The organism is Cupriavidus sp. HMR-1, from assembly GCF_000319775.1.
GTDB classification, from domain to species: domain Bacteria; phylum Pseudomonadota; class Gammaproteobacteria; order Burkholderiales; family Burkholderiaceae; genus Cupriavidus; species Cupriavidus metallidurans.
The window spans coordinates 25,342-47,937 of record NZ_ANKP01000049.1; the positions used below are offsets into that span (position 1 = coordinate 25,342).

A 22,596-nucleotide genomic window follows, 5' to 3' on the forward strand; every position below is an offset into this window, starting at 1 on the left:
CTGTCCGGCATCGCGCCGGACAGCCACATTCCATGCCCACCTTCAACCTGTCGATGTTGCTGTCGGGGCAGTATCACGAATGGCTGGTCAGCGGGTTCGTGATGTCCCTCAAGCTGTCGGTCATCGCGTTTGCCATATCGTTGCCGCTGGCGATCGTGATCGCTCTGCTGCGGCTTGCGCCGCTGGCGCCCCTGCGGGGATTGGGCCAGACCTATGTCGAGGCGATTCGCAACGTTCCGCTGCTGGCCCATATGCTGTTCTGGTATTTCGGCGCGCCGCAGCTGCTGCCGTTCGCGATCAAGAGCTGGCTGTACGAGCACAACTACGAGGCCGTCAGCGCGCTGATCGCGCTGGTCCTGTACACCACGGCCTATATGGCGGAGGACATCCGCAGCGGCATTCGCTCCATCCCGAAGGAACAACTGGAAGCCAGCCGCGCGCTTGGTTTCAGCTTTCTGGCGTCGATGCGGCTGGTGGTGTTGCCGCAATCGCTGCGCATCACGGTGCCGCCGCTGGTGAACCAGATCCTGAATCTCTGGAAGAACTCGAGCATCGCGATGGTGATCGGCGTGGCCGAGCTGATGTACCAGGCGCAGCAGGTGGAGAGCGCCACCTTCCGGGGCTTCGAGTCCTTTGCGTTCGCCACGCTGGCGTACCTGACCATATCGATGACGATCACGCTGTTCTCGCTCTGGTATCAGCACCGGTTTCCGGTACGGAGCATGTAGCCATGCTCGACGTTCTGCAGAACTACGGACTCTACTTCCTGATCGGCCAGTATCCGAATGGCCCGCTGGGCGGGCTGGCGTTGACCGTGCTGCTGGCGGCGTCCGGGCTGGTGCTGGCGTTGCCGGTCGGCATCGTGCTGGGGCTGTGCCGCGTGAGCCCGTTCCGCACGCTGCGCTGGCCCGCCACCGTCCTGATCTACGTCGTGCGCGGCACGCCGCTGCTGATGGTGGTGTTCTGGGCGTACTTCCTGCTGCCTTCGGTGACCGGGCATCGCACGCCGCAGTTCGCGACGATGCTGGTGGCGCTGGTGGTTTTCGACGGGGCCTATCTGGCGGAGATTGTGCGCGCCGGCATCCAGGGGCTGCCGCGCGGGCAGATGGAAAGCGCGCGGTCGCTCGGCTTGTCGTATGCGCAGGCGATGGCGCTGGTCATCCTGCCGCAGGCGCTGCGCAACATGCTGCCGTCGCTCGTGAACCAGCTTGTGTCGACGATCAAGGAGACGTCGCTCGGCTACATCATCAGCTTGCCGGAGGTCTCGTTCATCGCCGGGCAGATCAGCACGCAGATGCTGACCCAGGCCGCGCAGGTCTACCTGCTGCTGGCATTGAGCTATTTTGTCATGTGCTTCGGATTGACCCGTTGCGCCTATCTGCTCGAGCGCCGGCTCGCGGCACGCAACGCTGTGAAGGTGTAACCATGATCAGCATCGAACATGTCAGCAAGTGGTACGGCGATTATCAGGCGCTGGTCGATATCAACGAATCGGTGGCGAAGGCGGAGGTGGTTGTCGTGTGCGGGCCGTCGGGCTCGGGCAAGTCGACGCTGATCCGCACGCTGAACCGGCTCGAGGCCATCCAGAAGGGGCGTATCGTCGTGAACGGGCAGGACGTGCACGCGCGCAACGTGGACGTCAATGCACTGCGTAGCGGCATCGGCTTCGTCTTCCAGCAGTTCAACCTGTTTCCACACCTGACGGTGCTGGAGAACTGCACGCTGGCGCCAGTGCGGCTCAAGCGGATGTCGAGGCAGGAAGCGAAAGATTTCGCGATGAGCCTGCTGGAGCGGGTGGGGCTGCCGCACAAGGCGTCGGCCTATCCGGGGCAGTTGTCTGGCGGCCAGCAACAGCGCGTGGCGATTGCCCGCGCGCTGGCAATGAAGCCACCGGTCATGCTGTTCGACGAACCGACGTCGGCGCTTGACCCCGAAATGGTCAACGAGGTGCTCCAGGTGATGAAGGGGCTCGCGCGCGACGGCATGACGATGGTCTGCGTCACCCACGAAATGGGCTTCGCGCGCGAGGTGGCGGACCGCGTGATCTTCATGGATCAGGGCGAGGTGCTCGAGCGCGCCACGCCGGAGCGCTTCTTCCAGAAGCCCGAGCATCCACGCGCGCAACGCTTCCTGGCCGATATCCGATCGCCTTGGGAGTCGGTTATCGCACCCTGATACCGGCAGGCCGGATGGCGTGGGGCGGGCCGCGGCAGGCGGCGCCGATGGTCTACACTGTGGCGTTCGCAAGCCGCTTCCGGCGGCCGCACCAGATTGAGAGGCCCTAGTACCGTGGCGGATTCGCTGTTCTCCGACCCCCCCGACCGTTCCCGAATGCCGCTGGCCGAGCGCCTGCGCCCGCGCAATATCGACGAAGTCATCGGCCAGCAGCACCTGCTCGGCCCGGGCAAGCCGCTGCGCGTGGCGTTCGAGTCGGGCGAGCCGCATTCGATGATCCTCTGGGGCCCGCCCGGCGTGGGCAAGACCACGCTGGCCCGGCTGATGGCCAATGCGTTCGATGCCGAGTTCATTGCCCTGTCGGCCGTGCTGTCGGGAGTCAAGGATATTCGCGAGGCGGTGGAACGGGCCGAGCAGTTCCGTGCGCATGGACGGCGCACCCTGGTGTTCGTCGACGAGGTGCATCGCTTCAACAAGAGCCAGCAGGACGCGTTCCTGCCGCACGTGGAAAGCGGGCTGTTCACGTTTATCGGCGCCACCACTGAGAATCCGTCGTTCGAGGTCAATGGCGCGTTGCTGTCTCGGGCGGCCGTCTACGTGCTCAAGAGCCTGAACGAAGACGAACTCAAGCAGCTCGTGCTGCGTGCCAGCGAGGAACTCGGTGGCATTCGCTGGGACGACGAGGCAATGGGCCTGATCGTCGCCTCGGCCGACGGCGATGGCCGCAAGCTGCTCAACAATATCGAGATCGTGGCGCGTGCGGCTCGCAATGCCGGTGTGGATGCGGTGGATACGGCGCTGTTGGGCAGCGCGCTATCGGAAAACCTGCGTCGTTTCGACAAGGGTGGCGACGCGTTCTACGACCAGATCAGCGCCTTGCACAAGTCCGTGCGTGGTTCCGACCCGGATGGCGCGCTGTACTGGTTCTGCCGGATGCTCGATGGTGGCGCCGACCCGCGTTACCTGGCGCGCCGGATCGTGCGGATGGCGTGGGAGGACATCGGCCTGGCCGATCCGCGCGCGGCACGGATCACGCTCGATGCCGCGGAGACCTACGAGCGGCTGGGATCGCCGGAAGGCGAGCTTGCATTGGCCCAGGCGCTGCTGTACCTGGCCGTGGCGCCAAAGTCGAACGCGGGCTACAACGCGTACAACGCGGCGCGTGCCTTTGTCGCCAAGGACAAGTCGCGGCCCGTGCCCGTGCATCTGCGCAACGCGCCGACAAAATTGATGAAGGAGCTTGGCTACGGCCATGCGTATCGCTATGCGCATGACGAGCCGGAAGCCTACGCGGCGGGCGAGCACTACCTGCCCGACGATCTGCGCAGCCAGGATTGGTACCAGCCCACGCCGCGCGGGCTGGAAGGCAAGATCGGCGACAAGCTGCGGCATCTGCGCGATCTGGACGACGCCTGGCAGCGCGAGCAGCGCGGCAAGTCCGGCAAGGACTGAGCAGGGGGCGAGGGGAGAGCGGGGCGGCGAGCAGGGACCCGGATAACCCCCAAAGTGTGGAGCAGAAGGCAAAATCCAGCCGGATTTGCTCCCGGCGGGTCGTGCCAGTGCAGTAAAATGTTCCGTTCGCCGGCATGTTGCCGGCACTGCACACGACCAAGCAACATGCTCGACATCCAGCTGCTCCGCAAAGACATCGACGCCGTGGCCCAGCGCCTCGCCACGCGCGGTTTTCAACTCGATGTGGCCCTGTTCCAGGCCCTTGAGGCCGAACGCAAGCAACTGCAGACCCAGACCGAGGATCTGCAGGCGCGCCGCAACAGTCTCTCCAAGCAGATCGGGATGCTCAAGGGCAAGGGCGAAGACGCCTCGGGCCCGATGGCCGAAGTGGCCGGTATCGGCGACACGCTGAAGGCATCCGCCCAGCGCCTGGCCGAGATCCAGGACCAGATCAGCGACGCGATGCTCTCGATCCCGAACCTGCCGCACGAAAGCGTGCCGACGGGCAAGGACGAAACCGAGAACGTCGAAGTCCGCCGCGTGGGCACGCCGCGCACGTTCGATTTCGAGATCAAGGATCACGTGGATGTCGGCGCCCGTCTCGGCCTGGATTTCGAGACGGCCACGAAGGTCACTGGCTCGCGCTTCGCCTTCCTGCGGGGTGGCGTGGCACGCATGCATCGCGCGCTGGTCCAGCTCATGGTGGACACGCACACGCTTGAACATGGCTACACCGAGATGTACGTGCCGTACATCGTCAATGCCGCGTCGATGCGCGGTACCGGCCAGCTGCCGAAGTTCGAGGATGACCTGTTCAAGGTGCCGCGCAAGGTCGGCGGTGAGGATGGCCAGGACGCTATCGAGAACTTCTACCTGATCCCGACCGCCGAAGTGCCGCTGACCAACATGGTCCGCGACGCGATCGTTTCCGCGGAAAAACTGCCGCTGCGCTTCGTGGCCCACACGCCATGCTTCCGTTCGGAAGCGGGCTCGTACGGCAAGGACACGCGCGGCATGATCCGCCAGCATCAGTTCGACAAGGTCGAGATGGTGCAGGTGGTGCCGTCCGAGCAGTCGATGGACGCGCTCGAGCAGATGACTGGCCACGCCGAGACGATCCTGAAGAAGCTCGAGTTGCCGTTCCGCACCGTCGTGCTGTGCACGGGCGACATGGGCTTCGGCAGCACCAAGACCTACGACATCGAAGTGTGGATTCCGGCGCAGAACACGTACCGCGAAATCAGCTCGTGCTCGAGCATGGGCGACTTCCAGGCGCGCCGCATGCAGGCACGTATGCGCGCCGGACAGGGCAAGCCGGAACTGGTGCACACGCTGAACGGCTCCGGCCTGGCCGTGGGCCGCACGCTGGTGGCGATCCTGGAGAACTACCAGAACGCAGACGGTTCGGTGACGGTGCCGAAGGCGCTGCAACCGTACATGGGCGGCATCACGCGCCTGGAACCGGAAGCGTAAAAATAGTTACAGAAGGGGCTTGCGCTCCGGATATGGATATCCCTATAATCTTGGTTTCGCCGCTAACGCAGCGACTTGATGTGGCCGCAAGCAAGAGTTACCGGAGAGGTGGCAGAGTGGTCGAATGTACCTGACTCGAAATCAGGCGTACCGGCGACGGTACCGTGGGTTCGAATCCCACCCTCTCCGCCATAACAAAAACCTGCTGACGGATTCGACCACCAGCAGACAAAAACAGCGTAGTAAAGCTCAAGCCGACGTCTGCGAAAGCACACGTCGGTTTTGTTTTTCTGCCACCCCCACCCTCAGCGGGGTACGCGAACTACTCACCAACGCCCGACAAAGATTGTTTCATACAACTACATATGAAGCAGCATGTTAGTCGGATACGCACGAGTTAGTACGCAAGAACAAGAAACACACGCACAGACCGACGCACTGCGAGAAGCAGGCGTCGGTTTTATTTTTTCCGAGAAGCGATCGGGAGGCAGTGCATCGAAAAGGCCGGTCCTCGAGGAAATGCTCGCAACGGTTCGTCCAGGCGACACCGTTGTGGTCTACAAGCTCGACCGCATTGCACGATCGCTCAAAGACCTGCTCATCATCATCGAGCGCATCGAGGCAGCAGGCGCACAGTTCCGAAGTCTCACAGAGCACATCGACACCAGATCACCTGCGGGGCGCATGATCTTTCAGATCGTGGGAGCTTTCGCAGAGTTTGAGCGCGAGCTGATACGAGAGCGCACAAAAGTGGGAATGGCAGCAGCTGCTCGCCGCGGCGTGAAGATGGGCCGACCCACGGCAATGAGTGAAGACGACGAGGCAGAAGCATTGCGCCTTTGGTTCACAGGCAAGCACACAAAGTCAGCCCTAGCGCGTCAATACGGCACGCACATATCCAGCATCAAGCGTGCCATCAAGCGCCACCACGAGCGCGCACAGCCTAGCCTACTCGACGCGGCATAACGGCCCCGTTGCCATCCAGAACGTAGAGTGTTTGTCGTAATACGCCTGCAGATCGAGAGGGTTGCCCTCACGGTTTGCGAGCGTCAGACACTCCGCCATGATCTCCGCCACATCCCGAGCGTGAGCGTAATACGCAACGCGCTCCGGCTCCGGCACATCGATACCCCTAGAGCACCAGTACCGCTTTTCGTTGAGTTCGAAAAGCTCCGCATTCTTCGTGATGTACTTCGACAGATAGGCCGCCAGCTTGTGCTGGCCACCACGTCGACCGTACGGATTGCTAACGTGGATCGTGCCGTTGTCCTGGCCTACGATCTTGCGCCAGATCGAACGAACCAACTGGTAGACAAGCCGCCCCTTGACAGCGATATGGAAGTGCCACGCACCGCGCTCCTGAGGTTCCATCGTGCAGATGTACTTGAAATTGCGGTGCTTCGACATGGCACGACGAAAGCGATCGAAGTCCTTCTTTGCGCGCTCCCGATCTGTCATGTTCTCACGATAGGTGAGCGTCAGCATGCGATCCGCACCACTGGCCTTGCACAGAAGGCGCACACGCTGTTTTGCCCGGTTGGCAGCATCTTTGATGTTCTGTTCGCGATTCTCTGACTCGCCGCGCTTTGCCTTGGGCGTGCCGTTGAATTGCAGCACCCCGACATAGCGGTCGTACTTCTTTGCAACGATCTCCATTTGACCGTCTTCAAAGACCCGCTTGCGGATTTCCCACTCTTCCGCGAAGGCGTTGAAGTAGCTCCCCGGCTCGCGATGCTCTGCGTCAATTGCCTTGGAGACGTCATCGGTTTTTGCTATAGTGTTTTCACGCATGGCGATTGCCCTTGAATGCTCGCTATGTATAGCCCCGGAGTGCTGGTAACACTCGCGGGGCTTTTCTTTTGCCCGTTACTTGATCGGAAGGCCCGGCAAGACCTCTGGAACGCGCTGCAGGCTCACGGAGAGCTGTACCGTATCCACACCCCTCTCACTCATCCACGCGGCCGCTACGTCCTGCAGCAGCCCATACCCTTCACCATCCCTCCGAACCACGACTGTGAAAGCGTTCGGCACTACCGCAGCATCGTCCGGAAGGTGACGAACCGACGCCAGTTCAACGATCTCTGCCATTCGCGTTCGCTCCCTTTTCGTTAAGTGTCCACATTACAAGTTTAGGCCGGCTGCGCCGGCCCGCGCTGCGCACAGACCGACGCTGCCGGCCTACGTTTTCCCGAAGAGAACACGCCACTCATCGAACGAGACCAACCCCGCGCGGTAGAGGCCGGTGAGCCGACGACGCTCCGCCAGCTTGCGGGCGATATTGCGGTACCGCTTCACGCTTTTCCAACCGTGTGTGTAGTACGGAGGCAGATAGGAAAATGGCGCTTGCCACGGGTCCAACCGGAAGACCTGGCGGGTATCGTAGGCAGGAAACAGATCGTTCCCGAGATACGTCCACTTATCCGCAAGAGGCGCACTGGCATCGACTCCATAGCGGACCATCGCCTGATGCACGCGAGGGAAACGCGGCACCCACGTACCACCCGTTAGCACGCTAAAAATGGGCCGCAGGAAAGGGATCGTCATACGATCCAACCGTTTGCACGTGACCCGATACTCGACCAGTGCTTCGCGTACCTGCTTGTCAATCTGCGCGATGTTCTGGCAGATGAAATACACGTCCCAACCCTTTTTGCGCGAGTGAATGAGCCAATCAATCACAGGCTGTCGTTCCTTATCACCATAGCTCCGCGCATTCATGTAGGCCGCCATTTCGTCCAACACGATGAGACCGTTTTTCGACTCATCCATTTCAGTGTTGCCGATCCCGATCATTTCCAAATGACCCACTGTCGGTTTGTCCGGGAGACGAATGACGCGGCACTTCTTTGCATCGACGTTGACTAGATGCTCCATGCGGAGATCTAGGTTCGTCGCAACACGCTTGCCTGCAACCAGCGCATCACGAATCCGACCGACCGCGCAGAGAGTTTTACCGGCGCCGAGCTTGCCCTCTATCAGGTATATGGCCATCTCATCTACTCGCGCACGATCAATGGCTTGCCATCCGGACCGAGAATCGGCGACAGCCGACGTCGTACCCGCATTGGCTTGGGATGACAGAAGTCCCACACCGTCCGACCCACAGAGACCAGAACCCCGATGCCGCACGCCACGATAGCAACCCCGCAAAAAACAAGCAGCAGTTCCATAGTCAGACCCTCGCAACGTATTCAATCGCTTTGACCTGCCACCGATACAGGCGACACGCAGCCCAGACGCCGGAATAGATCGAGAGCATCGACGGGGCAGCAGGAGGCATCCCAACGGACAGCGCCATCAGCAGCCAGTCGGACCCCGGCAAAAAAGCAGCCAATGCCTGCAGCGCAGTTTTCAGCGCCAGCATGACCGCACTGAAGACCGCACCGAACGTGCCGAGAATCACGACCTGATTGGCAACGCGCTTGCCAAACCATTCGACCATCGTTTTCGCGAGCCAGCCAAACAGCGACGCGAGCAACCCACCGAGTAATGGCATATCAAGCTCCGTTCAAAGCGTCTTTCACTTCAGCGATGCAGCCGCCCATGATCGTGAACGTCCACGCCACCGTAGACAGAACCTTCATGAACTCGACAGCCGGGCACCAGTCCACCGTAGCGGTTTCCCCGAGCGGCAAATCAATCGTCATTGGCTTGCATTCCGAACGCGGAATCACCGGGAGCCAGCTAAACCAATCTGTTTCCGGTTTCTCGCCTTTGAGCACGTCTTTCAATGCATCTGTTTGCTGACGCATCGCATCATCTATAGCTTGTCGAGTTGTCGCCACAATCTCCGCGCTCTGCTCCGTTGGCGTACCACCCTCATCAATCTTGCACGGAGGCTTACCCGGAAGGCCGCAGGTTTCCACGTTCACCGTGGTGCCGCCGGAGCCTGCCTGAGAAGCAGGAGGAGCCGTTTGCGTAGGGTACGTAGTCGTGTTGGTACCACTAACGGGGTTGCCTACGGCATCCGTGCCGCTCCACGTATTTACCTGCGATGGTTGGACCGCAACAGGATTCTTGATCGCATCCGCGCCGGTGTTCGGCACCACCTTGACACTTGGCAACATCGTGAACGTGCCATTCATCGGACGGCCCTGACCATCCGTACCCGCACCCGTGGCAGTACGCGGGGGAAACTGCATCGTATCGCCGTTCGGAAACGTGGGCGTACCCGGTACACCGCCGCCAATCAATTGCTCCTTGTCGCTGTCGCTGGCCGCATCCCATGCCTTCGCCAGCGCAGCCGGTGTAGAAGCTGCCGCCGCCAACTGTGCATCTGTGGAAGCCTGCGTTTGACCACCGCCTGGCTTTGAATAGATACCCCCCAAGGAAACCCAATTCCCCGGTCCGCCCGAATAGCAGTTGTACTGAAGGTAGTAGCCATTCGACATGCCGCCGCTCGATTCGATATGGTTGCCACCCAACGCCTGACAGGCCGTCATGGGGTTATCCCAAAACGGACCCGTCTTATCGTGATTCGGCCGGAACCACGTCAGCGGCCCGTACTGTCCCGGAGACGTGAAAGTGTTTGAGCTCGCGTCATACGCAAGATTGGCACCGCCCAGCGCTAACGCGAGCGCCAGCATTGCAGGTGAACCGGCAATCTTTCCTGCCGTCTGCGCCGTGCGCAGCATGTTGGCAATGATCGGCCCCGCGACCGACGCCCCAACAGTCACGACGCGACCAACCGGAGTGATGTTCTTCACGCCGTACCACGTTGCAGCGACCGCAAACGTGGTGGCGATAGCCAGTGCACCGTTGTTCACGGACGCGGTATCCGGCCCCGATTTCGTTACGCCCCACGACAGACCATCGGCACTCAATGTCTGCGCTTTCGCGTCACGAATCGGAATAAGGAGGGAAAGAAAAAGGACCAGCGCAATGACGACTGGCCCTAGGAACAAATCAGCGGCGACTTGATGTCGGCCGATAGGAGGAATCGACGCAGAAGGCCGAATCTTGGCATTTGAGACGGTCATACTGTGGGTCCCATTTTGGGTTAATGCATGCCGTGAGGCATGACCCCACGGCACACAAGAGCAGCAGACGCTTAAGCAGCGCCACGGAACTTCTTGATGTACTTCACGCCGATGCCGATACCGACGCCAGCAGCAGCAGTCAGGAACAGCGGCGCACCGAACTTGATGATCGTGGACTTCGCTTCGCTCTGCGCCTGGGTGATTGCGGCATCCAGACCATCAGTGCTTTCCTGTGCGAAAGCAGCGGGAGCAGCGGACAGCGCGAGCACAGCGCCCACACCGGCAGCAGCAGCCGATTTCTTCAGCTTCGGAACAAACCGCACGAGACGTGCCTTCATGATTTCTCCTTGAGATCGCCGCCACTTGAATGCGCTGCAGATGGACGGCACACCTGCAACGTTGACCCGCGCGCGTTGTCTGCGCAGAGGTCGAGACCTTTTACTCCCCCGACTCCATTCCTTCGCTCACTACGATCCGCCACTCGCTACAGCCCTCCGGGTACTCCCGTTCTGCGCTGAAAGTGAGCCTCCCCTACACTCCATTCCAGCGCGGGCGCGGCGCGGAAAAGTCGAGGAAAAACCGGGAAAACCTCCCGTTTCTACGAAACGGGGCTTCGCTTCCAATGTGGACAAGCTCTGCACTCCACGCATGGACAAGCCATTGACAGGCATGGACAACGGTGCGGCTGTTGCCCACACCTGCCAACAACTTGCCCACCCGTTCCGTACCCCCGCAGACTTGCCCACATTTCCAGCTACGCTCGACAAGCGAAGGACATTTTTCCTTCGGAAAAAGTGCGACTTTTCCGCGCCGCGCCCGCGCCTCCATTCCGCTCCGGTACTCCCGTTCAGCGCCGAAAGTGAGCCTCCCCCTACAGTCCTCCGCTCGCTCTGTCTCTCCGCTCCCTCAGTCATTGCGTCAGCCTCACAAATCAACGCTCGCACCTTGGAGCAGAAGCGCGCGCGTTAGGACACGTCCTCAAAGCGCCGAAGATTCCGAATGGCAGAGCCGACGCCGAAGCCGATAAGAATCCAGAGAAGCACCGTGCCAGCTATCGTCATCGCAGAATCCCCGCTACCAACCCGACACCAAATCCGAGCCCGCAGAAGCCGTAAAACACCACGTTGCGTAGATCAATGAGTGCCTGCAGGGTAGGGTCAGTAGCAGCCAACGCCGTTGCAGACGACAACAGGAGCAAAAGGCTGATAGACGTCCTCTTCATGACCCGTACCCAAGGCAAGCAACACACACATTACGAACGTGGCCGCGACGATCAACGCTCCGGAAACAACCGGTCCCGGAGACGTACCCTCGCTCCGCTGTGTTGAGACAAATAGGCAAATCAACCCGAGTAGTGCCAGCAGCAACAGGAGGACTTGCATATGCGTCCCACAAAAAAACCGCCCCGCCGCCGACCGTGAGGCCGACCAGCAGGGCGCAGAAGTTGAGAGCAAAACGGTACACAGCAGAGACTTACGCAGCCTTGGCCTCAGCACCGGGACCAGCACCCGGCTTCGGGTTGGCCCGAGGCGCAACGCTGCGCAGGGAGCAAATACTGGCAGCAACGCTGTTATCACGACCTTGGATCAGATCGAAATCGGCTTCATACATGCCCGGAGCCGTGTCTTTGAGATGCTTCGCCAGCGTCATTACGCCAACGAACGGCGGGATGGCCTCGCCGGTTTCCTGATCGACACCGTGCGTTTGGACGATGCACTGCGCCTGGAACATCTCGAAAGCGTTGCCGGTCTTCCGGCTAGTTCCACGGAAAGGAATGATCGCGATGATCTGGAGCGTTTGCTGCTTTGGCATTTGGTGTCCTCATGCGCTGTTGGCGCGAGATTTTTCGTTACGAAAGGGCCGGTTTACCCGGCGTTGTTTACCGCCTACACTTCCACCGTTGCACCGAATGGTTACTACTAACCGAACGGTGATGTGGATCATAGTGCTAACCGTTCGGTTAGTGCTAATTGGAGTTATCTATGAGCTACAAAGAATTGATTGCTTTAGCCATGAAGGGCAAAAGCGTCTACCAACGCTCAAAGGAGCTAGGCGTCAATCAGATGACGCTAGGCAGGTATGCAAGGGGAGAACGTCTGCCGGACTATCAGACAGCGTTTTTGCTGGCCAACGAGGCAGGGATTGAACTCGGAGAGGCGTTCAGAGTTCTGGCAGAGGAAGAGGCGAAGCGTAAGGGGATCGAAATGGACCCTCTCCGCCAAACAAAAAGCTGCTGACGGATTCGACCACCAGCAGACAAAAACAGCGTAGTAAAACTAAGAACCGACGTTTGCGAAAGCAGCGTCGGTTTTGTTTTTTCGGCGCGGCTATTCTCAGTGGGGTGCGCGAACTTATCACCAGTGCTCGACAGGGCAGCGCGCAGGAACAGGATGCGTGCCCAATCCGCGGCACGGCAAGCGGCAGGCATCGGTTCAATTCGTTCCGGTGGCAGCATGAACAAGTGTCCCGTCCTGGATTTAACCTTCCGCTCAATAAATCCATTAGCTCATCATCGAGCGAGTCGGCAAGTTCCGGATCTTTAGCTGCGGCACATTTACCCCTAAATGGCGAGGGCGCTCGTAGGCGCGCCACATCAACGCGTACTGTATTAAGCCATCAGGGGCATCCGCTTTGATTGGACTTCAAGCCGCGATTGATGTCGCAAATTGTGCCTGACGTTGTCCACCTCATGTTTGCCGCGCCAGTCACCGCTGCAGCCGGAGTATCAACAAGCAGCAGATTGTTACCACTGTCGTCGGTAGCGCCGGTGGTCACCGTAATAATGCCATTGATGATGGAAGTTACCGCCGTAATGTTCTTCGTAACAGGCGGTGTCGGAACGTAGCCGTTGGCCGCGCCAGCGTCGCAGCCGGTGAGTGTGCCCGTCTCTTGAACACAAATAGCGATGCCGGTCTTGACGGAGGCCAGCTCCGCCACTGCGCCTGCGGCCCTGGCGCGGGATGTGTAGTTGCTGTATTGTGGAATCGCGATGGCGGCCAGGATACCGATGATTGCGACCACGATCATCAGTTCGATCAGCGTGAAACCCTCTTGAGCATTACGACCCAAGTTTTGTGCCCGTTGCATAAATCGCCCCTTCGAATAGATTTTAATGACGGCGTAAATGCCGCAGACGATCTGGTAGCAAACAACGCGCCAGGATATGCGTGATCTATAGATTTTCTTCATGATGAAATTGGTCAGCGCGCCTATCAGAAATGACGAAAAGTGCCACCATCGAGATTGATAATGACGAAATCTGTCATCTTGCAGCATACCGAGCCCCTAAGCGACGGATGGCGATGTTCCAGAAAAGAAGTATTGCCTGCCACCGGATAGAAGCGCTGGATTTGCCCCGTAGGGAAATTCCATCGCCTCACGCATGGCATCCACGATCACACCTTGCATGTCGGTTGAGTCTGAATGAAATATAGATTCAAATAAAAAAGCGCCCGAAGGCGCTTTTTTACATTAAACGATGCCTGAATGCTTCTGACGTAATCAGGGGCAATCGCCTTGACCCGGCTTCAGACCACGATTGACATCGCAGATCGTTCCGGTGGTTGTCCACGTCATGTTCGCCGCACCTGCTGCCGGTGGAGTCGGGGTATCAACAAGCAGCAAGTTAGTACCGCTGGCGTCGGTGGCGCCAGTCGTCACCGTAATAACGCCATCGGTAATGGAAGTTATTGCCGTGATGTTCTTCGTGGCAACCGGCGTCGGAACATAGCCATTTGTCGCGCCAGCGTCGCAGCCTTTGAGCGTACCCGTCTCCTGAACGCACATAGCGATGCCGGTCTTGACAGAGGCCAATTCTGCCACTGCGCCGGCCGCCTTCGTACGCGACGTGTAATCGCTGTACTGCGGAATTGCGATAGCAGCCAAGATACCGATGATCGCGACCACGATCATCAGTTCGATCAGCGTAAAGCCCTTCTGTACCCGTCGGATTCCCATCCGTGCTTTTTTCATGAGTGACCCCAGTATGAATTGTTAGGCAGCCAGAGTGCTGCTGGGTCAACAAAAAGCAACTCGCGTGCCAGGGTCAAAAACAGCCTCGCAGCCCGGAAATTGACAAATTTTGTCAGTCAAAGGTAATCAATTTGAGGTACTGGTGACAGAATTTGTCAGCGTCAGGTGCCGTAATTTGTCCAGGTAACCTCCCTGGAGTGACAAAATTTGTCACAATTTGTGACAGGCCCTGTCCGCTGCAGGCCGCCTCACTCACCAGATGCCACAGTCTGCGAAGCGCTCTCCGGCAGCCTTGAAACCAGCAACTGGTCGATCTTGTGATGGTCGATGTCGACCACCTCGAATCGGAAGCCCGCCACGGTGATCGCTTCCGACTTCTTCGGGATTCGCTTCAGCGAGTAGATCACCAGGCCGGCTGCTGTATCTACATAGTCTTCGCCAGGCAGCACGTCGATATCCAGTGCCTTCTTCAGGTCGACCAGCGGCGTCAGGCCGTCGACCAGCCACGAGGATTCATCGCGGCGCACGATCTGTTCGTCTTCGTTCGAATAGAGGATGTCGCCCATCAGCGCGCCGACGATGTCGTCCAGCGTGACGATGCCCACCACCAGCCCGTACTCGTTCATCACCACCGCAAAATTCTCATGCATCTCGCGGAAGCGGGTCAGTGACTCCGAGAGTGTCAACGTGTCGGGGATCACCAGCACGTTCTTGTCGTAGTGTTTGCCGATGCTGTCCAATGCTGCGCCGCTTTCATCGGCCAGTAGTAGTTGCAGGATGACCTTCGACTCCATATAGCCCAGCACGTCGTCGATATTCTTGCCGCACACCGGGTATTGTGCGTGCGGTTGCTTGACCAGCTTGCGGCGCAGGCCGTCGGCGGTGTCGTCGAGGGTCAGGAAGACCACGTCGTCGCGCTGGGTCATGATGGCCGTGATCGGCTTCGAATCGAGTTCGAACACGTTTTCGATCAGATGCAGTTCGTGCTTGTGCAGAACGCCGGCCTCGGCACCGGCATCGACCATGGCGGCGATATCCTCGGTGGTGATCTGATCGACCGGCTTGGTGGGAATGCCGAACAGCTTGAGCGTGGCATCGGCCGCTGCATTGAACACCCAGACCACGGGCTTGAACAGCTTGAGCAGTGTCAGCATCGGGCCGATCACCTGCACCGCGCAAGCCTCGGGGAAGGTCATGGCGATGCGTTTGGGGATCAGGTCCGCGAACTGAATAAACAGCAGCGTGACGATCAGGAACGAACTGATGTTGGCGATGCGCTGTGCCATGCCGGCATCGAGGTACGCACTCAGGAATCCGTAGACGAGATCCGAGACATGCTTCTCACCGAGGATACCGGCCAGGATCGCCACGCTGTTGACGCCGATCTGTACCACGGTGAAGAAGTTGCCGGGCTCCTCTTTGAGCAGCAATACCTTGGTCGCGCGGTGGTCGCCGCGTTCAGACAGGACTTGGAGCTTGGTGCGGCGGGCGGCGGTCAAGGCGATCTCGGAGATCGAAAAGAACGCGCTTACCACCACGAGAAGGGTCAGGATCAGTACGAACATAAGTTATTCACGCGCCGATCTGGGCGTGTTGATATTGGTGCACAGGCGGGGGCCTGTCAATTGTCTGGTAAATGTCTGCCAGTCAGCGCGGGGCAGGATCAAACTGGACGACGGGCGAATCCAGGCGATCGTCGAGCGTGGCGGCCAGCGCCGAGGCGGCGGCTGCGAACTGTGTCCGCATATCATCGACCAGGCTCGATTTGCCACGATGGGTGGCGCGCAGCATCTGGATTTCGAACGGCAATTCGGGTTGCACGTCGTGCAGCGCGACATTGGCCGGATTGGCGCTCAACGCGGTGTACTGGTCGAGCAGCGTGACGCCCAGGCCCGCATCCACCAGGGCCAGCGCGAGGGAATAGGTTTGGACCTCGAGCGTCGAATGTGGTTCCAGCGCGTGACGGGCCAGCGTTTGCCGGACCAGCAGCCCCAGCGAGCTGTCGTCGTCATAGCCGATGAACGGCCGCTCCATCAGCTTGCGGATCGACACGATGCCGCGCCGGCCGCCCGAGGGCAGTGCCTGCGGACGCGGCACGGCCAGCAGCATTCGGCCGGCGGCCACGGGCTCGCTGGTGATCGCTTCATGCCGGGGCGGCGAAAAGGCAAAGCCCACGTCGATCTGGTTGGCCAGCAGCGCCTCGACGATCTCGCTCGTATGGTGCGTCAGCACCTGAACCTGCGTTTCCGGATGCCGCGCGCAGAAGCGGCGCACCGCCGGCACCAGCAGCGGGTTGGCCAGGCTCGGCGTGGCGGCCACGCGCAGGCGCCCCGTGCCCTTGTGGCGCAGGCTTTCCGATACGCGCCGCACACGCTCGATCTCACCATATAGCCTTTCGACATCGCCATAGAGCGCAAGCGCTTCCGGCGTCGGCTGCAGCCTGCCGCGCTGGCGATCGAACAGGCGGAAGCCCAGCGACGATTCCGCATGCTGCAGTACCCGGCTGACCACGGGCTGAGACACATGGAGCAGGCGCGCTGCCTCGCTGACGGTACCGGTCAGCATCACGGCGCGGAACACTTCAATCTGGCGCAGGCGCATGGTTCTGGTGCGGGGGAATGGTCGCGCTGGTGTTTGCGCTGGTGTTCGTGTTGGTGCGGGAAATGGTGCTCCGCACTACGGGTAGACCCGGGTGGCGGGCCCCTATAGCTTGAGGACATATTCTGGCACGTATTGGCATTGGGCAAGCCGCGCCGGGTGCTCTACGCTCTGGCCCATCGTTTGAACAGGACGCAAGGCAAGCGGATGCGCATAGCGATCGTGGGTGCCGGTGTGGTCGGCATGACCTCCGCGTGGCGGTTGGCCAACGATGGTCACGAAGTCACCGTGGTCGAGCGCCATGATGGTCCGGGCGAGGAGACCAGCTTCGCCAATGGTGGCCAGCTCAGCTACAGCTATGTGGCGCCGCTGGCCGGACCAGGCGTGTTGTCGAAGGTGCCGGGCTGGCTGCTGGATCGCGATTCACCGATGCGCTTCCGGCCATCCATGGACCCGTCGCAATGGCGCTGGCTGCTGGAATTCGCCCGCGCGTGCAATGCATCGGCTAGCGAGGCCGCCACGCGCAAGCTACTGCGCCTGTCGTTCTACTCGCGCGATCTGATGCAGGCTTTCGTCGATCGTCCGGACGCGCGGCAGGAGGGCGGTGGTTTCGATTTCGCGCGTAGTGGCAAGCTGATTGTGCACCGTGATGCGGCGGCCTACGAATCGGCCTGTCGCCTGCTCGACTACCAGGCCAGCCTTGGTTGCGAACAGCAGGCATTGGATCGCGATGCCACGGTTGCGCTGGAGCCGGCGTTGGCCGGCATTCGGCAGGGCATCGTCGGTGCGATCCACACGCCGAGCGAGGAAGTGGGCGATTGCCATCGCTTCTGCGTGTCGCTGGCCCATCTGTTGCAAGGCAGGCCGGGTGTCACGCTGCGCTTCGGCACGCGTGTGACCGGACTGGTGCGCGCGGGGGATCGCGTGACGGGCCTGCGCACCGATGCGGGTGATATCCGCGCCGATGCGGTGATTGTGTCGGGCGGCATCGGCAGCGTGCCGTTGCTCAAGCCGCTCGGTGTGCGGCCGATGCTGTGGCCGCTGAAGGGGTACAGCATCACGGTGCCGATCAGGCAGGGCGTGCTGGCGCCGCGTATCAGCGTGACGGACTTCGCCAACAAGATCGTCTATGCGCGCATCGGCGATACGCTGCGTGTAGCGGGGATGGCGGATATCGTGCGCGGCGGCGCGGTGATCGACCGCGAGCGCGCGCAGACGCTGGTCACGCAGACGCGTGCGGTGTTTGGCGACGTGAGCCATGGCGCGGACCTTGATGCATTGCAGCCGTGGGCCGGCCTGCGCCCGGCCACGCCCACGGGTTTGCCGATGATCGGCGAATCACGCATTCGCGGTCTGTGGCTGAACCTTGGCCACGGCGCGCTGGGTTTCACGCTGGCCATGGGCAGCGCGGGTGTGCTGGCCGATCGGATGGCTGGCCGCAAGCCGGTGGTGGATGCCGAAGATTTCAGTGCAGCGCTCGCATAGTCATTCGCGCGGGCGCACACGGGTTGTGCTGGAAGTCGCAGTTTGAGAGTCGTGCCATTAAATCAAGCCCCAACCAAGGAGCCGCACCATGAAGTCACTGTCCGTCCGTCCGACCCCCGTCACCCGCCTGCTGGCCGCCGCTGCGCTGCTCTGCGCCGCTGCCGGCGCACATGCCGCCGATGGCGATACGCTCAAGAAGATCAAGGACAGCGGTGTGATCTCGCTCGGTTACCGCGAGTCGTCGATTCCGTTCTCGTACTCGGACGGCAAGGAGGTGATGGGTTACTCCCATGACTACCTGCTGGCGATCGTCGACAAGGTGAAGTCGACACTGAACATGCCGAACCTGCAGGTCAAGCTGACGCCGATCACGTCGCAGAACCGCATCCCGCTGATGCAGAACGGCACCATCGACATCGAGTGCGGCAGCACCACGAATAACCTCGAGCGCCAGAAGCAGGTGGCGTTTTCGAACAGCCTGTTTATCTACGGCATCCGGATGCTGACGAAGAAGGATTCGGGCGTCACGGACTTCCCGCAGCTCAAGGACAAGAACGTGGTGACCACGGCTGGCACCACCGGCGAGCGTCTGCTGGTCAAGATGAACGGCGATGGCATGAACATGAACCTGACCAGCGCCAAGGATCACGGCCAGGCGTTCCTGATCCTCGAGTCCGGCCGCGCTGCTGCGTTCGTGATGGACGAGCCGCTGCTGTACGGCGAGCGCACCAAGGCCAAGAATGCCGCTGAGTGGGTGGTCGCTGGCAAGCCGCTGCAGACCGAGAACTACGCCTGCATGTTCCGCAAGGACGATCCGTCGTTCAAGAAACTGGTGGATGGCGTGGTGGCGGACATCATGACCAGCGGCCGCGGCGAGAAGCTCTACGCGAAGTGGTTCCAGTCGCCGATCCCGCCGCGCAACATCAATATGAATTACCCGCTGTCGCCGGACATGAAGCAACTGTTTGCCGAGCCGAACGACAAGGCATTCCAGTAAGACCGATCAGCAGCTTGTATCGCGATTTGCGCGGGGTGTTCCTTCCGTCTGGTCAATGTTGACATGTTGACGTGGAAGGGGAGGAGAGGGCGATGCATCCAGAACAACAGCGTGCCGTACACCGGCACATCAGCATCGCGTCCTCTTCTCATTTTTTTCCCGCACGCCGATGACACATCACTGATCCGGCGCGGGCGGCGGCCGAGGCGTCTCGAGCTTGAGCCGGCGTCCCGTTTCAAGCCATGTCTTCAGGCCCGCCACGATCATCGGCCAGCCGTTGCGGCCGCCCTGCAGGATCTGTTCGTCAACCGGCTCCCGATGGGTCTCGCTGACGGTCAGGCGTACGGCCTCGTCACCGAGCGCGTCGATTTGCCAGGTGACGATCACCTCCGGTAGTTGCCGAAATGCCTCGAGCCATTCCACGCGCCATGTGACGGACAACCGGTAAGGCGCGTCGGCGGTCAGCACCACGCCCTGCGAATCGACCTGACCATCTTCCATGCGTAGCACGAACGGGCTGTCGACCTTCCAGTCGGATTCGACGCGGCGGCCGAAGAAGTACTGCGTGCTTTGCGCGGGGTCGGTCAGCGCACCCCAGACTTGCTCCGGCGTGGCGGCGATGTAGGTGACGACGATGGTCTGCGGGATAGCCATGTGGAATCTCCTCGATGACGGGCGGAGCAGGGGCCGTCAGGGTAACGATGGGGAGAAGGGATACTGTCGCACCGAATGATGGTGGACGGCAAGCAGGTGAGAGTCGGGGGAGGGCTTGTGGTTCCGGCAACGTTACGTCGATGTTGAGCCGGAAAGCCCGCTTCCCCGGCCCCTCTCCCGCGTGGCGGAAGAGGGGGCAAGCCACGTAGCGGCTGATTTGGCCGAATCGGCCGAATCAGTTGCCCGCGACGCGCTTCGCGATGTGGTCGAGCGCTTCTTCCACCTGGTCGATCAGGATCAGGCACAGATCGCCGGGCTGCAGATGGCTCAGTGCCGTGTCGATGGCGACGAACTCGCCGCGGATCTCCTCGACATGGCTCGTGCGCTGGGCGCCTTGCAGGCCCTCGCGCAGCAGCGCCAGTACCTCGCCATCCTCGCGGCCGCGCTGGCACTGGTCCTGATACAGCACCACCTCGTCGAACACGCCACCGAGGATCTGCGTCTGCTTGCGGATGTCCTCGTCGCGTCGGTCGCCCGCGCCGCTGATCACCACCACGCGTCGCTTCGACGGCATTGTCGCTACGGCATTGCACAGCGCCTGGATGGCGTCGGGGTTGTGGCCGTAGTCGGCGATCAGCGTGGCGCCCTTGTAGTCGAACACGTTGAAGCGGCCCGGGGCCGTCGCGGCGTCGTTGACAAAGGTGGCCAGCGCGCGGCGGATTACCGCCCAGTCGATGCCAAGCGCCCAGGCGGCGGCGATCGACGACATCGCATTTTCCACCTGGAAGCCGATCGAGCCGTTGCGCGTGAGCGGGATGTCCGCCAACGGGATGCGCACTTCGGTGTCGCCTTCGGTTGCCACGATCTGGCCGCCCTCGACGAACACCACGCGCCTGCCTTGCGCGCGATGCAGCGCCATCGTCGGCAGACCGGCATCCTGCGCGAAGAACGTCACGGTGCCCGGGCAGGCATCGGCCATGCGCGCCACCATCTCGTCCGCGGCGTTGAGCACGGCCATCCCGTGCGGTGCCACGTTCTGCACGATCACGCTCTTCAGCACGGCCAGGTCCTCGACGGTGCTGATGTACGACAGGCCCAGGTGATCGCCTTCGCCAACGTTGGTCACCACGGCCACGTCGCAGCGGTCGAATGCCAGGCCTTCGCGCAGCAGGCCACCGCGCGCGGTTTCGAACACGGCGGCGTCCACGTCCGGGTGCAACAGCACGTTGCGCGCGCTGCGCGGGCCGCTGCAGTCACCGGTATCGATGCGCTCGCCCTGGATGTACACGCCGTCGGTACCTGTCATGCCCATGCGCAGGCCGTTGGAGGCCATGATATGGGTGATCAGGCGCACCGTGGTGGTCTTGCCGTTGGTGCCCGAGACCGCAACCACCGGGATGCGGCCATCGTCGCCATCGGCGAACATGGTCGAGATGATGGCTTCGCCGACCGCGCGACCTTTGCCGTACGACGGCTGCAGGTGCATGCGCAGGCCCGGCGCGGCATTGACTTCGACGATGCCGCCGGCCTGCTCTTCGAACGGCTTGAGCATCGTTTCACAGACTGCGTCGACGCCGCAGATGTCCAGACCGACCATTTGCGCGGCCGCCACGGCACGCGCGGCGATGTCCGGATGCACGTCGTCGGTGACGTCGGTGGCGCTGCCGCCGGTCGACAGGTTCGCGTTGTTGCGCAGGACCACGCGGGTGCCCTTGGCCGGCACGGCGTCGGCGCTCAGGCCCTGCTTGGCCAGCGTGGCCAGCGCGATATCGTCGAAGCGGATCTTCGTCAGCGACGTGGCATGACCCTCGCCACGGCGCGGGTCGCGGTTCACTTCTTCCACAAGCTGGCGCACGGTGTGCGCGCCGTCGCCAATCACCTGCGGCGGATCGCGGCGGGCGGCGGCCACCAGGTGCTTGCCTACCACGAGCAGGCGGAAGTCATGGCCGGGGATGTAGCGCTCGACGAGCACGTCCGAGGAAATATCGGCGGCCACTTCATAAGCCGTCATCACTTCCTCGCGCGTGCGGATGCGCACGGCCACGCCCTTGCCCTGGTTGCCGTCGCGCGGCTTGACCACCACCGGACCGTTGATTTCCTGCGCGGCGGCCCATGCCTCTTCGGCGCTGGAGACCGAGCGGCCCATCGGCACCGGCACACCTGCCGCGTGCAGCAGGCTCTTGGTGAGTTCCTTGTCCTGCGCGATGGATTCGGACACCGCGCTGGTCATATCGGTCTCGGCGGCCTGGATGCGGCGCTGCTTGCTGCCCCAGCCAAACTGGACCATCGAGCCCTGCGTCAGGCGGCGATACGGAATGCCACGCGCCACGGCGGCGTAGACGATCGAGCCGGTGCTCGGACCCAGGCGCACATCCTCGTCGAGTTCACGCAGGCGATGCAGGGCATCGTCCAGGTCGAAGGGCAGGTCGTCGCGCGCGGCGATGCAAAGCTGCTCGGCCAGATTGAATGCCAGTCGGCCCACTTCCTCTTCGCTGTACTGGACCACCACCTGATAGGTGCCGGGTTCCAGCGTCGGTGCGGTGTTGCTGAACGTCACCGGGCAGCCGGCCGCGGCTTGCAGGCCAAGGGCTGCCACTTCGAGCACATGGGCCATCGAGGGCGATCCGGCCTCATCGTCCGGGCGCAGCGGGCCGATGCCCGGAAAGCGCCCGCGCAGGCGGTCTTCGAAACCGGGCAGCTCGGCCAGCCGAAGGGACTTGTCCGAGCACGCCACGATCGCTTCGATGGCTGTGTGACGACACCAGAGGTTCGGGCCACGCAGGGCCCGGATGCGAGAAACTTCCATAGAAT

General features: G+C 61.5%; 21 protein-coding genes and 1 tRNA gene. 10 read left to right on the top strand and 12 right to left on the bottom strand.

Features of this window, described 5'->3' with window-relative positions; genetic code table 11:
- Nucleotides 1-32 precede the first annotated feature (32 nt).
- From D769_RS07270 to D769_RS07300, 7 genes are all read left to right on the top strand, one after another.
- Complete coding sequence (locus D769_RS07270) at nucleotides 33-728, top strand: amino acid ABC transporter permease (RefSeq protein ID WP_008643604.1); 696 nt, start codon at nucleotides 33-35, stop codon at nucleotides 726-728.
- Between the two features lie 2 nt (nucleotides 729-730).
- Nucleotides 731-1,423: an amino acid ABC transporter permease gene (locus tag D769_RS07275; RefSeq protein ID WP_008643607.1), complete on the top strand. Its 693-nt coding sequence runs from the start codon at nucleotides 731-733 to the stop codon at nucleotides 1,421-1,423.
- A 2-nt stretch (nucleotides 1,424-1,425) separates the two neighbouring features.
- Nucleotides 1,426-2,175: an amino acid ABC transporter ATP-binding protein gene (locus tag D769_RS07280; RefSeq protein ID WP_008643609.1), complete on the top strand. Its 750-nt coding sequence runs from the start codon at nucleotides 1,426-1,428 to the stop codon at nucleotides 2,173-2,175.
- A 114-nt stretch (nucleotides 2,176-2,289) separates the two neighbouring features.
- Nucleotides 2,290-3,627: a replication-associated recombination protein A gene (locus D769_RS07285; protein WP_277423000.1), complete on the top strand. Its 1,338-nt coding sequence runs from the start codon at nucleotides 2,290-2,292 to the stop codon at nucleotides 3,625-3,627.
- A gap of 165 nt (nucleotides 3,628-3,792) precedes the next feature.
- Nucleotides 3,793-5,100 carry a serine--tRNA ligase gene (serS, locus tag D769_RS07290; protein WP_008643611.1) on the top strand — a complete coding sequence of 436 codons (1,308 nt, stop codon included), beginning with the start codon at nucleotides 3,793-3,795 and terminating at the stop codon, nucleotides 5,098-5,100.
- Between the two features lie 102 nt (nucleotides 5,101-5,202).
- Nucleotides 5,203-5,292: transfer RNA gene (locus tag D769_RS07295), tRNA-Ser, on the top strand.
- A gap of 183 nt (nucleotides 5,293-5,475) precedes the next feature.
- A complete protein-coding gene (locus tag D769_RS07300; protein WP_040010925.1) occupies nucleotides 5,476-6,066 on the top strand; it encodes a recombinase family protein in 591 nt (196 codons plus the stop codon).
- On the opposite strand, the gene D769_RS07305 is transcribed toward D769_RS07300, so the two are convergent.
- The 6 genes from D769_RS07305 to D769_RS07335 form a co-directional block, all read right to left on the bottom strand.
- Nucleotides 6,049-6,891 carry a hypothetical protein gene (locus D769_RS07305; protein WP_008643613.1) on the bottom strand — a complete coding sequence of 281 codons (843 nt, stop codon included), beginning with the start codon at nucleotides 6,889-6,891 and terminating at the stop codon, nucleotides 6,049-6,051. The two genes, D769_RS07300 and D769_RS07305, sit on opposite strands and share 18 nt — an antisense overlap.
- A gap of 387 nt (nucleotides 6,892-7,278) precedes the next feature.
- The gene (locus D769_RS07315) at nucleotides 7,279-8,091 is read right to left on the bottom strand and encodes a zonular occludens toxin domain-containing protein (protein ID WP_008643615.1); all 813 of its coding nucleotides are present in this window, start codon (nucleotides 8,089-8,091) and stop codon (nucleotides 7,279-7,281) included.
- Nucleotides 8,092-8,272: 181 nt separating this feature from the next.
- Nucleotides 8,273-8,596, bottom strand: coding sequence for a DUF5455 family protein (locus tag D769_RS07320; protein WP_008643618.1), 324 nt, complete (start codon nucleotides 8,594-8,596; stop codon nucleotides 8,273-8,275).
- 1 nt (nucleotide 8,597) lies between these two features.
- Complete coding sequence (locus tag D769_RS07325; protein ID WP_152414941.1) at nucleotides 8,598-10,079, bottom strand: hypothetical protein; 1,482 nt, start codon at nucleotides 10,077-10,079, stop codon at nucleotides 8,598-8,600.
- 71 nt (nucleotides 10,080-10,150) lie between these two features.
- Entirely contained in the window at nucleotides 10,151-10,417 is a 267-nt protein-coding gene (locus D769_RS07330; protein WP_008643620.1) for a hypothetical protein, read from the bottom strand.
- Between the two features lie 1,135 nt (nucleotides 10,418-11,552).
- Entirely contained in the window at nucleotides 11,553-11,891 is a 339-nt protein-coding gene (locus D769_RS07335; RefSeq protein WP_008643622.1) for a hypothetical protein, read from the bottom strand.
- Nucleotides 11,892-12,061: 170 nt separating this feature from the next.
- Between D769_RS07335 and D769_RS07340 the strand changes: the two genes are divergently transcribed.
- On the top strand, nucleotides 12,062-12,316 hold the full coding sequence (locus D769_RS07340; protein WP_008643624.1) for a helix-turn-helix transcriptional regulator: 255 nt from the start codon (nucleotides 12,062-12,064) through the stop codon (nucleotides 12,314-12,316).
- A gap of 379 nt (nucleotides 12,317-12,695) precedes the next feature.
- On the opposite strand, the gene D769_RS32910 is transcribed toward D769_RS07340, so the two are convergent.
- The 4 genes from D769_RS32910 to D769_RS07360 all read right to left on the bottom strand — a co-directional run bounded on the left by D769_RS32910 (nucleotide 12,696) and on the right by D769_RS07360 (nucleotide 16,652).
- Nucleotides 12,696-13,355 carry a prepilin-type N-terminal cleavage/methylation domain-containing protein gene (locus tag D769_RS32910; protein WP_277423001.1) on the bottom strand — a complete coding sequence of 220 codons (660 nt, stop codon included), beginning with the start codon at nucleotides 13,353-13,355 and terminating at the stop codon, nucleotides 12,696-12,698.
- A 225-nt stretch (nucleotides 13,356-13,580) separates the two neighbouring features.
- Complete coding sequence (locus D769_RS32915) at nucleotides 13,581-14,051, bottom strand: prepilin-type N-terminal cleavage/methylation domain-containing protein (protein ID WP_193750031.1); 471 nt, start codon at nucleotides 14,049-14,051, stop codon at nucleotides 13,581-13,583.
- Between the two features lie 248 nt (nucleotides 14,052-14,299).
- Nucleotides 14,300-15,616, bottom strand: coding sequence for a hemolysin family protein (locus D769_RS07355; RefSeq protein ID WP_008643630.1), 1,317 nt, complete (start codon nucleotides 15,614-15,616; stop codon nucleotides 14,300-14,302).
- A gap of 82 nt (nucleotides 15,617-15,698) precedes the next feature.
- On the bottom strand, nucleotides 15,699-16,652 hold the full coding sequence (locus tag D769_RS07360; protein ID WP_008643631.1) for a LysR substrate-binding domain-containing protein: 954 nt from the start codon (nucleotides 16,650-16,652) through the stop codon (nucleotides 15,699-15,701).
- A 204-nt stretch (nucleotides 16,653-16,856) separates the two neighbouring features.
- Between D769_RS07360 and D769_RS07365 the strand changes: the two genes are divergently transcribed.
- Nucleotides 16,857-18,134, top strand: a complete 1,278-nt coding sequence (locus tag D769_RS07365) for a D-amino acid dehydrogenase (RefSeq protein WP_040010926.1) — start codon at nucleotides 16,857-16,859, stop codon at nucleotides 18,132-18,134.
- Between the two features lie 88 nt (nucleotides 18,135-18,222).
- Complete coding sequence (locus tag D769_RS07370; protein WP_008643633.1) at nucleotides 18,223-19,131, top strand: glutamate/aspartate ABC transporter substrate-binding protein; 909 nt, start codon at nucleotides 18,223-18,225, stop codon at nucleotides 19,129-19,131.
- Between the two features lie 177 nt (nucleotides 19,132-19,308).
- Here the strand turns inward: D769_RS07370 and D769_RS07375 are convergent, their stop codons facing one another.
- Nucleotides 19,309-19,785: an SRPBCC family protein gene (locus D769_RS07375; protein ID WP_008643634.1), complete on the bottom strand. Its 477-nt coding sequence runs from the start codon at nucleotides 19,783-19,785 to the stop codon at nucleotides 19,309-19,311.
- A 235-nt stretch (nucleotides 19,786-20,020) separates the two neighbouring features.
- Nucleotides 20,021-22,591, bottom strand: coding sequence for a cyanophycin synthetase (gene cphA / locus D769_RS07380; protein WP_008643635.1), 2,571 nt, complete (start codon nucleotides 22,589-22,591; stop codon nucleotides 20,021-20,023).
- Nucleotides 22,592-22,596: the final 5 nt, after the last annotated feature.